This window comes from Leuconostoc fallax, assembly GCF_004354645.1.
GTDB classification, from domain to species: Bacteria; Bacillota; Bacilli; order Lactobacillales; family Lactobacillaceae; genus Leuconostoc_B; species Leuconostoc_B fallax.
The window spans coordinates 65107-76760 of record NZ_PUFI01000009.1 but is presented as its reverse complement, the minus strand read 5'-3'; the positions used below and the strand labels follow the sequence as shown (position 1 = coordinate 76760).

The 11654-nt window shown below is 38.3% G+C and carries 10 protein-coding genes and 1 other annotated feature; of the genes, 3 read left to right on the top strand and 7 right to left on the bottom strand.

The genetic code is table 11. The features are described from left to right. Position 1: 1 nt before the first annotated feature. Together C5L23_RS03200 and C5L23_RS08495 are read right to left on the bottom strand one after the other, a co-directional pair. Complete coding sequence (locus C5L23_RS03200; RefSeq protein WP_133264279.1) at positions 2–910, bottom strand: metal ABC transporter solute-binding protein; 909 nt, start codon at positions 908–910, stop codon at positions 2–4. A 52-nt stretch (positions 911–962) separates the two neighbouring features. Then, positions 963–1076: a putative metal homeostasis protein gene (locus C5L23_RS08495; protein WP_010007388.1), complete on the bottom strand. Its 114-nt coding sequence runs from the start codon at positions 1074–1076 to the stop codon at positions 963–965. 487 nt (positions 1077–1563) lie between these two features. Between C5L23_RS08495 and C5L23_RS03195 the strand changes: the two genes are divergently transcribed. Next, entirely contained in the window at positions 1564–2613 is a 1050-nt protein-coding gene (locus C5L23_RS03195) for a 2,3-butanediol dehydrogenase (RefSeq protein WP_010007389.1), read from the top strand. Between the two features lie 45 nt (positions 2614–2658). Here C5L23_RS03195 and C5L23_RS03190 read toward each other — a convergent pair whose 3' ends face one another. The 3 genes from C5L23_RS03190 to C5L23_RS03180 all read right to left on the bottom strand — a co-directional run bounded on the left by C5L23_RS03190 (position 2659) and on the right by C5L23_RS03180 (position 6014). After that, entirely contained in the window at positions 2659–4014 is a 1356-nt protein-coding gene (locus C5L23_RS03190; RefSeq protein WP_033192905.1) for an MFS transporter, read from the bottom strand. A 192-nt stretch (positions 4015–4206) separates the two neighbouring features. After that, the gene (locus C5L23_RS03185) at positions 4207–4530 is read right to left on the bottom strand and encodes a hypothetical protein (RefSeq protein ID WP_010007394.1); all 324 of its coding nucleotides are present in this window, start codon (positions 4528–4530) and stop codon (positions 4207–4209) included. A 98-nt stretch (positions 4531–4628) separates the two neighbouring features. Beyond that, entirely contained in the window at positions 4629–6014 is a 1386-nt protein-coding gene (locus C5L23_RS03180; protein WP_010007395.1) for an amino acid permease, read from the bottom strand. Positions 6015–6080: 66 nt separating this feature from the next. After that, positions 6081–6308: a binding site (T-box leader), on the bottom strand. Between the two features lie 195 nt (positions 6309–6503). Between C5L23_RS03180 and C5L23_RS03175 the strand changes: the two genes are divergently transcribed. Next, complete coding sequence (locus C5L23_RS03175; protein ID WP_010007396.1) at positions 6504–7856, top strand: FAD-dependent oxidoreductase; 1353 nt, start codon at positions 6504–6506, stop codon at positions 7854–7856. A 116-nt stretch (positions 7857–7972) separates the two neighbouring features. Then, positions 7973–8404 (top strand): universal stress protein, encoded by a 432-nt coding sequence (locus C5L23_RS03170; protein WP_010007398.1) that lies wholly within the window; start codon positions 7973–7975, stop codon positions 8402–8404. A 51-nt stretch (positions 8405–8455) separates the two neighbouring features. On the opposite strand, the gene C5L23_RS03165 is transcribed toward C5L23_RS03170, so the two are convergent. Both C5L23_RS03165 and C5L23_RS03160 read right to left on the bottom strand, forming a co-directional pair. Beyond that, positions 8456–9469, bottom strand: a complete 1014-nt coding sequence (locus C5L23_RS03165; RefSeq protein ID WP_010007400.1) for a glycosyltransferase family 2 protein — start codon at positions 9467–9469, stop codon at positions 8456–8458. Positions 9470–9487: 18 nt separating this feature from the next. Continuing rightward, on the bottom strand, positions 9488–11590 hold the full coding sequence (locus C5L23_RS03160) for an ArnT family glycosyltransferase (protein ID WP_193617326.1): 2103 nt from the start codon (positions 11588–11590) through the stop codon (positions 9488–9490). Between the last annotated feature and the right edge of the window lie 64 nt (positions 11591–11654).

The window sequence follows — 11654 nt, the reverse complement described above, 5'->3', positions numbered from 1 at the left end:
ACTATTTCTCTGTTTCTTGTATTTTTTTCAATTGATTATATTGTGATAACATCCATTGCTTATAATTTTGTCCCTTTGGCATTGTTTCTGTTACCTTAAGTACCGGCACATCATTTTTCTTAGCCAAACTTACAAGACTATCAACTGTCTTATCCGTTGCCTGTGTATTTTGCACGAAGAACGAAATCTTCTTAGACTTGATGTCATCTTGCATTGCCTTAATATCCTTAGGTGAAGGATCAGTACCATCTTCAACAGACTTAGAGAAGTGATTGTTATTCTTACGGTAACCCAACTCTTGCAATGAATAATCGAAGACTGGTTCGCTGACATCAGCTAACTTATTATCACTATTAGCCTTTAATTCGTCAACTGTTGTTTGAATTGGCTTCAAGCTAGCAATATATTTTTTAGCATTTGCTTCAAACTCTTTTTTGTGACTTGGCTCAATCTTACCAAATTCTTCAGCTAAGTAGTTAGCAACTGCTGGCATTGTCTTGGTACTGTACCACAAGTGTGGGTTATCACCATCTTTTTTGTTCAAGATGTCTTCACCAACACGGACTTGCTTGACTTTACCATTTTTAGCTAATTTTTTCATCCATGAATCATAGCCTATACCATTATACAAGACTAAATCAGACTTTGCGACGTTTTTCGCAACTTTGGCTGTTGGTTCATAATCATGAGGATCCAAATTAGGATTATCAATAATTGATGTTACCTTACCATGATCGCCCAACACTGCTTTCGCGGCTTCGCCATAAAAATCAACTGAGGCAACAACCTGAATTTGGTCTTTATCTTTTTGATCATTGGCATCCTTTTTATGGCCACCAAAAGCAAAAATTAATCCCAAAATAACAACCACTGCAACTAAAATCACACCATAAAATGTTTTACGCTTCATTGTTCTTTCCTTCTATATTAAGTAACAAACTTATGTATGCTAATATGACAAATTATTGTTGCCGACGCTTAGCATCTTTAATAATTTTCAAAGCTCTTTTACGTGTCTTAATATTAGGACTATGTAATCGGCGCTGTGCACTGCTGACATCTTCTCTTTCTGCCATCTGCTCACTCTCTTTCCCATTATTTTTAACTTATCACTTACCGCAACATTATCATTATAGTAATGATTACTTTTAAAGTCAACAAAAAGTAATCATTACTTTTTGAAAAAATAAAAGAACCCATCGGCGGGTTCTTTTATTTAGATAGAAATCGTGGGTGTAAGTTAATGAATGTAAATAAATCACAATGAGGATCAAAACACATATGCATGTCGCTTTGTTCCAAATGATAATGATTACTATCTATAACCAATACTATAGCACCTCTTCATTTAAATATCAACATTAAATAGTAATTATTACTTTTTAGTGTCCGTTATGGTTAAAAAATGAAAATATTCAGCAATCGAATATGACTAATTTTTGAAAACATTCAGGCTGATTTAAGCTGTGTCGTATAGATTTATCTTTTAATTTTCAGAAACTATTGCGTTTTTAATTGGAAGGGCTTACAATGCTTATATCATAATTTAAAGGAGCATTATTAATGAAAGCAGCTGTGTGGCATGGTGTCAAAGATATCCGTGTGGAAGACGTTGAGTTAAAGGCACATAAGGATAACGAAGTCGTTGTTCGTGTGGCATGGGCCGGAATTTGTGGTAGTGACTTACATGAGTACTTGGAAGGCCCTGTATTTATTCCAGTAAACAAGACTGATGAATTGACTGGTGGTCAAGCACCCTTAACTATGGGTCATGAATTCTCTGGTGTTATTGAAGAAGTTGGTCGTGATGTCACACGCTTTAAAGCAGGTGATCACGTTTCCATCAACCCAACAGTGACACGTGGTATTCATGATGATACTGTTGACGTTTATGATGGCTATAGTTTTATCGGCTTAAGTACAGATGGTGGTTTCACATCATTTGTTAATGTACCAGAAGACAACCTATATGCATTACCACAAAATTACGATCTCCGTACTGCCGCTGTTATTGAACCAAGTGCAGTTGCTGTTCAAGCAGTTAAAGAGGGTGACCTGAAGTTCGGACAAACAGTTGCAATCTATGGTGCTGGACCAATTGGTGTTCTCGTCGCTGCCGCAGCTAAAGCAGCAGGCGCAACGAAAATTATCGTTGTAGATTTATCAGCCGTTCGTCTGCAAAAAGCACTTGAAATGGGCGCAACCGATGTGATTAATCCTGCAGATAGTAATGCTGTTGAGGCCATCAAAGCCTTAGTTCCAGGTGGTGTTGATGTTAGCTTTGAAGTAGCCGGCGTACAACCAACATTCGAGCAGGCCATTGCTTCTACAAAACCTCGCGGTAATATGGTCATTGTTTCAATCTTTGCCCGTCCAATTCAATTTGATCCAATGCAATTGATGAATGCGGGTGTCAAGCTCACAACAACGATTGCCTACTCCAAAGAAACATTCCAACAAACTGTTGATTTAATTACAAGTGGACAACTAAAAGTTGAACCTGTCATTACTGATGAGATTGCATTAGACAATATCGTCACTGATGGTTTTGAATCACTCACACATGATAAGTCTCAAGCTAAGATTTTAATTAAATTAGACGAGACGCTTTAATTAACAAAAAAGAACACGATATGATATCGTGTTCTTTTTTGTTGGTTAAGATGCTTTTGGTGTTCTAAAAAATAGCCAGCAACGCCACAAAATGACGATCAATGCTAAGAATAAGACAAATAGTGCCAACTGTGAACCCAAGACTGTTGCTTTTTGATAACCTAGTTGACTGTGATTTTGAACAACATTAATAATTGTAGCAACTAGCGATGTTGCCACTGCACCTGAAAATTGTTGTAATGTATTAAAAATCGCGTTACCATCGCCACGCATTTCATCAGAAACAGCGCTCATCCCCGTTGTCATAAGGTTACTGTACGCTAATCCAGAACCCACCATATATACAACATGGCTAAACACAAATCCCCATAATGGATTAACACCAAGAATAAGCGTTAATAATCCCCAACCCAAGCTGGACAATCCTAGACCAAACAATATCGGTCGTTTAGCACCCCAGTTATCTAATAATTTACCGGATAACGGCGAAAGTAATGCGCCTACTGTGGCACCTGGTAACATGACTAACCCAGCAATAAAAGCACTTTTTCCATTTACAATCTGAATTAGATTAGGTAATACAAACGAGATACCTAATAATAAAAACTGACACACAAGAAAGCCCAACAAAAATAGCCGAAATGTTCGATTTTCCAACACTTTAATGTTAATTAGCGTTTGATCACGATGTCGTGATTGGTGCCAAAAAATCCAAGTGCCCCAGATAGCAAAGGCTAATGCTACCCACCCAAACAGAGTACCTATTTGGCTTAAAAAGATTAATGTACCCGTAAATAATAAGCCTAAGCCAAATAAGCTGACCATATCCAGCCGACCCGTTTTTTCAACCTGATGATAAGGTATAACCTTTAACCCTAATACTAACGATAAAAGTAAAACAGGTACTAAGAAAATAAAAATAAAATGCCAAGACAGTTGTGTCGTTAAGATACCACCATAAGTAGGGCCGATTGCTGGTGCAATTGATGTTGTCAATGTACCAATGCCCATCATTGTACCGCGTTGTCTAATTGGCGCATATACTAAGATGATATGAAACATTAACGGTAATGCTATGCCTGTTGCCACACCTTGCAATAACCGACCAGCCAGCAATAATAAGAATGACGGTGCTAGAAAATCAATTAATAATCCGATTAAAAATGTTAAATTAGCAAAAATAAATAATCCTCGAATACTATAATTCCTAAATAGATAAGTAGATAATGGCACCGTGACAGCAATCGTTAATAAATAAATCGTTGTTACCCACTGGACATCGGCTGTTGCAATGTTAAATTGCTGCATCAATGTTGGAAAAGTAACATTCATTGCCGTTTCAATCAAGACGCCCGCAAAGGACATCACCCCGATCGCTAATATCGCTAATCCTAAATTCATTTGCTTGTTGTTTGTCAAAATCAATTACCTCAACTTTACTATCTCGCAAAAAAGGAGAGACCATTTCTAAATTAATAGAAATCGCCTCTCCTTCTCGACATGCTATGTAGCATGTTATCTGTACGACTAAACGTATATTACTGTAACATGTTCGAAATAGATACGTCAATCACTTCTTAAATTGCGTGTTGGTTATTTGTAATAACTCGTTGTCCCGTCATCGATGGTATATGGATTTTGCCAAATACCTGCAATTTCTTCAAAGTCTAACATTAACATTAAACCAACAAATTGTTCGGTGGACAAATCATTCGTAATCAATTTCTTTTGCTGTAATTGTAATTCAAGATGCGAACGATATTGCTCCATATCAGCATTTGAAGCTAATCTTTGAACATATATCAATTGACTAAGTGCGTAATCAATTGCATCATCTGACAAATCTAACACATCGTGAAAACGATGAGATATTTTTTCTAATTTACTGCGCCGCTGCATAATATTAAAATTACTCATAATATTTCCCCTTTCGCATCCGTTCCTTATACTTATAAGAATACGCTATACAAGGGCATATCGCTAAACATATGATTTTTTTAATAAAATTATGCGTATTAATGATTATTAGCCGATTCATGCTTTGAACGTGTAGCAAAATAAATGATTGACATGATAATCAAAAAGGCAATTCCTACTAATAATGGTACTCGTGTTTCATCATTAATAAACATAAATATCAATGTGATCACCAATGATAATAGGGCAAAATAGTTACTCATAGGATACCACGGCATCTTAAAGGGATGATCCGCCATTTCGTGTAGATGACGATGTCTAAACTTCAATTGACTAATTAGAATAATAAACCAAGGCACCATTCCTGGTAACACACTCGAACTATAAACTAACACAAATATATTTGTACTGCCCTTTAGGAAATATGGTAATACCTCGTTTAAAATCATACCAATAAATATACCAACCGACATCACGATTACTGGTAACGTTGGGACACGGTGGCGTGACAACTTAACAAAGCGTTGTGGCAACTCTTTGCGTAATCCTAAAGTATATAACATACGACTTGAACTAAAGATACCAGAATTACAACCCGACATCGCTGCTGTTACCATAACAAAATTAATGATTGCGGCTGCAGCTGTAATGCCAACACGTGAGAAGGTTTCCACAAACGGAGAACCGACTTTATCCAATTGGTTCCACGGATAAATCGTTACAATCACAAAAATTGCACCAATATAGAAAATTAAAATTCTAGCTACAATAGATTTAATTGATTTTACCACGGTCACTTTCGGATTTTTGGCTTCGCCTGCCGTAATACCAATGACTTCAACACCTTGATAGGAAGCCATAATGATAGATAGCGCAAAAATGAATCCTTTAACACCACCTGTGAAGAAACCACCATGTGACCACAAATTAGAAAAGCCAATCGGTTGCCAATGATTGCCAAACCCTAGCAAAATTACCAAGGCACCCAATATCAGCATAAAGATAATCGTAACCACTTTAATTAACGCAAACCAAAATTCCAGTTCACCGTAGGCCTTCACGGAAATCAAATTAGCAATACACAACGTTACCACTACGATGGTTCCCGTAATCCACCCTGGAACACCTGGCCACCAGTAATCTAAATATTGTCCAACTGCGATAACTTCACTAATACCCACAACTAAATACTGAAAAACATTACTCCATGCTGTTAAATAGCCAGCTAATGGATGAATATATTCGGAGCCATACTTGGCAAAGGAACCTGTGGATGGGTCAAGATACAACATCTCACCCAAGGCACGCATAATAAGATAAAGGACAAAACCAGCAAAAGCATATGCTAGCAACACAGATGGCCCGGTCCATTTTATTGTGGCTGCAGACCCCATAAACAAGCCCACGCCAATCGTTCCACCAAGCGCAATCATTTGCATTTGACGCGAGGATAAATCTCTACTTAATTGTTTTTTGCTCTCCATACTACTTTCACCTGTTCGTTCTACTCATCATTTCCAATCAAAAAGCGTCCCTAGATATGCAATATATCTAGGGACGCTGACACGTGGTACCACCCATATTTAGTCAATTAAAAAATGACAACTCTATATTATTAGGATAACGGCTAATTTCCGATGATAATTTCAGTCATTAAACCAACCTAATCCTATCATAATACAAAGGTAGTTTTCATAAGTCATTGCCAACTATTCACACCAACCATAGTCTCTCTGTTCGACAAAAATACTTACTACTCTTCCTTCTCGAATTTATTACGGTTAATTGTAATATACTTTGACTCATTTATCAAACTGCATTTATTTTCCGTCATTAGTTTGTGAAATAACTTACTTATATTCACAAGCAAATTTGTTCAATTGTGCGCAATATCCTGATATATTAAGAATACGGTGATTACTATCTAAAAATTAGTAGCCACTAAAATCTCATATAATAAAGGATGAAAAATGATGAAAGTTATTGTTGTTGGTTGTACTCATGCTGGAACTGCTGCCGTTAAAGGCATTTTAAAAAACAACCCCGATGCTGAGGTTGTTGTCTATGAAAAAAATGATAATATCTCATTTCTATCTTGTGGTATTGCTTTGTATGTTGGCGGCGTTGTCAAAGACGTTTCTGGCCTATTCTACTCAAATCCTGAAGAACTAGCATCACTTGGTGCCGAAGTTCACATGGAACACGAAGTTGAAAATATTGATACTAATGCAAAGTCAGTCAATGTCAAGTCGCTTTCAACGGGTGAAACTGAAACAGTATCTTATGATAAATTGGTTATGACAACCGGTTCTTGGCCAATTATTCCGCCAATCGAAGGTATTGATTCAAATAATATTTTGTTATGCAAAAACTTTAATCAGGCTAACGATATCATTGCTCATGCCAAGTCAGCACAAAAAATTACCGTTATTGGTGCTGGTTACATTGGTATTGAATTAGTTGAAGCCTTTTCCTCATCTGGTAAAGATGTCACATTAATTGATGGCGCTGATCGTATTTTAAGTAAGTACTTAGACAAGCCGTTTACCGATGTCTTAGAAGATGAGTTACGTCAGCATAATGTTACATTAGCACTTGGCGAAAATGTTGCCTCATTCCAAGCTAATGAAAATGGTGATGTGACGAAAGTCGCAACCGCCAGTGCGGAATTCGAAGCCGATCTTGTGATTATGTGTGTCGGCTTCAAACCAATGACTGACCTGCTAAAGGGACAAGTTGACATGCTACCAAATGGTGCAATCAAGGTCAACGCGTATATGCAAACTAGCCTACCAGATGTCTTTGCTGCAGGCGACAGTACTGTCGTGCACTACAATCCTAACCATTCTGACCAATATATTCCCTTGGCAACGAATGCTGTTCGTCAAGGCATGCTCATCGGTTACAATTTAACTGAACAAAGACTAGCATATCGTGGCACACAAGGTACATCCGGTTTACATCTTTTCGGTTGGAACATTGGTTCAACTGGTATGACAATCGAAAATGCACGTTTGAACCAAATTGATGCTGCTGCAACAACATTCGAGGATAATTATCGTCCGGAGTTCATGCCAACCACCGAGAACGTATTGATGACCTTGGTCTATGAAAAAGGCACTTCACGTATCATTGGTGGACAACTCATGTCAAAATATGACATCACGCAATCCGCCAATACATTATCACTTGCAATCCAAAATCATATGACGGTCGAAGACTTAGCATTGTCTGATTTCTTCTTCCAGCCTAACTTCGATCGACCATGGAACTATCTTAATTTGTTAGCTCAGGCAGCAATGGCTGATATTGAAGCGACAGAATAAATAATTTCAACATCATTTTACGAGCGCTCAGCTTTATATTTCAATCAATTCGCTGTATACTAGTCGTAGGTAATGATAACGCTTTCAATTAATTGGATTTGGAAAGGATGTTTTCTATGATAAATACGATTGTAATTCCCACAGATGGTAGTGATACTGCACTTCGTGCTATAAAATACGGTATTGGATTAGCAAAAAAGTTTGATGCTAAAATCATTATTGTGTCCGTGATTCAGTATCCTATTGTCACCGCGCATACTGGCGGTCCAATTCTTTATGAACCAATTAGCGACGGTTTTGATAAAGCTGCCAATGAAAATGTGAGCGAAGCCATTGATCTTATCAAAGCAGAAGGTGTGGCTTACGATGCATTAATTGAGAAGGGTGATCCTCGATTCGTATTAACAACACAAGTTGTCGACCAATTCCATCCCGATTTGATTGTTATGGGAAAAACCGGAACAAATGCTCTGACACGATTATTAATTGGATCAACTGCACGTTATGTTGCTGAAAATGCTGAAACCAATGTTTTACTTGTCAAATAATGATTTTTATACACGAAAAACGTTGTTCATATGAACAACGTTTTTTAGTATCTAGCGATTCAAGTATGATGAGCGTAGCTGTTTTGTTAACTCTTGATGTTGCTGATCATTCGTTATACTTTCAATTTCAAAACGCGGTCGATGCTTTACTTCAGTAAAAATCTTGCCAATATATACACCAACGACACCAATAGCAATCAAATTAAAGCCACCTAACAACCAAATTGATATCATTAATGAGGACCAACCCGCTTGCGTGTTACCAATTATTTTTTGAGCTAATGTATATATAATTTCTACACCCGCCACACCGAGTACAATCAGACCTAAGCCAAATAAGTACCGCATCGGCTGAACACTAAAACTCGTGATACCGTCAAGTGCAAAATTCAACATTTTCTTAAGGGGATACTTAGATACACCACCTTGCCGGCGACCTCTTTCATAGAACACTTGGCTAGACTGATACCCTACTAGCGGTACCATCGCACGCAAGAATAAGTGTCGTTCTGGCATCTTTAGTAATGCTTGCACCGCTAATCGACTCATTAGGCGAAAATCAGCGTGGTTTGGTATGATCTCAACACCGAGAATAGAGAGCGTTTTATAAAAACCTAATGCCGTATATTTTTTAAACCACGTATCTTGTTCTCGACTTGAACGAACAGCGTATACAATTTCATTACCTAACTGATAGTCTGCCACCATACGGCTAATAATATCAGGATTATCTTGTAAGTCTGCGTCCAGAGTAATCACGATGTCGGCTAACTTAATGCCCTCTGACATGCCAGCAATTAGCGCTGGCTGATGACCAAAATTACGTGATAATTTAACACCTAGTATATTAGGATGTTCCTGATGAGCCGCATATATAATATCCCAAGTCGTATCTGTTGAGCCATCATCGACAATCAGAATAAAGCTATCTAATCGAACCATCCCCTTTTTAATTAAATCCGTTTTAATCTGAACTAACTTATTTAATGTCGTAGCTAAAACGATTTCTTCATTATAGGCTGGTAAAATTAAGCCAAGTCTTGGTCTTTCACTTCGCATCACCATATTCACCACGCCTTTCCTTTATTGATATATGGTTGACAGGTCATATAGTTGACTATTTTGACCTTGTCCCATGGTATTTTGGTTATTCGTTTGCTTATTTTTACTGTAATTAACTTTTACACCGTTTTTTTGTACCCAAGAGAGAATCTTACCAATCTGCCCAGAGGAACTGGTGCCTTTATTCCCCATCACGAAGTATTTGACCTGCCCTGACTTAACAAGTTGCTTAAATTCTGATAATGTCATGGTTGGATCGGTGCCATTATAACCGCCCAGTGCCATGACAGCCTCCCCAGACTTAATAATATACCCAGAAGCGGAATTAGAATCAGTTGTCGCAAACAAGTATTTTGCTTGCCCTTGACGCTGTTGTGTATAGCTTAATAGCTGAGCATCAACTTGGCTCCCCATGCTATCACTGCCACCTTGCGTCAATAATGTTGGACTGGCAAATGGTATTGCTGCCGAATTATGAGACAAGGTTGGTGTGAATGACCACCAAGCAGCCATAACACATATCGCAATAATAGATATGACTAATCGCATTTTGGCAAATAAACGCTCACCTAGCCACCACCAGATAGCTAATATAATCGCCACAATGATTAATGCAATACTAATCATTGGATAGTAAGACCATACATAATAAGCTTGTAGTGCTAATGTTGAAACGATACCAAAGCTGATCAATGATTTAGCAAAAATCCGCGTCTTAGCTGATGAATTTTGGTACATTTTGTGCGTTGCTGCAGCACCAATGGCTGTCAAAGCAGCAATTGCTGGAGCTAGCATAATCGTATAGTATGGATGAAAGAAACCAGCGATTGAGAAGAAACCATAAACCGGCACTAACCATGCAGACCATAAAATCACGTGACGCTGTTCTTCTGAAATGGTATACCATTTACTATTGCGTTTACGATAACCAAACCAACCAGCAATGATGCCTAAGATAGCTAGCGGCAAGAACCAACCAATTTGCGATCCCAAATCTGATTGGAATAATCTAAATGGACCAGCCGTTCCAATAGCAAAGGCATTGTTCATACCTACACTGCCACCCTGCTTCTGACCTTTACCATTACGCATTCCAGATGGCTTTTCTTGAGTGGGCTGTTGACCTATCGTTTTCTTCAAATCCTTTGGTGCTTGCCCTGTTGGCATATTTTGAGGCGCCTTACCTTGAGATGGTGCTTGACCACTCGGTGCTGTACCCTTTGTTACGCTCTTTTGGTTAGTTGGTACTTGCTGAGTTGGCTGTCCATTCTTTTGACCGGTTGGCTGTTGGCCAACTTTATTCGACTTTTTGTTATTCGTTGTACCGATACCCGGAAAGGCACCGCCTGTCCCGGTTGATTGACCAAGTAACCGTTCAGTACCATTGTATCCAAAGGCCAATTCTAACAACGAGTTATGCTGTGAACTGCCAATATACGGTCGATTAGACTGATCAACCGAATCAACTGCGACAGGATAAGCTAAAGTGAAGACGGTTAACGATAACAAACCTGCCCCCAACCATAGGATTTTCTTCTTCCATGGCACTTTAATAGCGATCCAATAATAAACCAACATCGCTGGTAGTATCATAAAGGCTTGCAACATTTTGACATTAAAGCCAATACCAACCAAGGCAAAGCTCATCATAACGAGCCATATGTTCTTCTTTTCAACCGCTTTTTGTAATACATATACGGCTAGCAGTAGAAAGAAGACAAGTATGGCATCCATGTTATTCGTTCGACTATTCGCAACAACTGTTGGTGTGAAAGTCAAAACCAGCGCACCTAATCTACCAGCCCATACACCAAATTTTGGTGTTAACATCTGATACATAAGATAAACGGAGCCGATACCTGCCAAAACACTCGGCAATACAACAGACCATCCATGTAAGCCAAATATCTTGGCAGATATGGCCATCAACCATAATGCTACTGGTGGTTTATCAACGGTAATAAATCCCGCTGAATCAAACGCACCATACCAAAAATTGTGCCAGCTTTCCAGCATCGATCTGATTGCAGCGGTATAGTAGCTGTTGGCACTACCAGCATCCCAAATACCCCAGCCATATAGAATGGCACTTATCAATATAATAATGACAAAATACCAATCCATATTCTTTAATTTTTTTAATATCACATGCCTACCTCCACTAATGCTAATATCAATTATCATAATG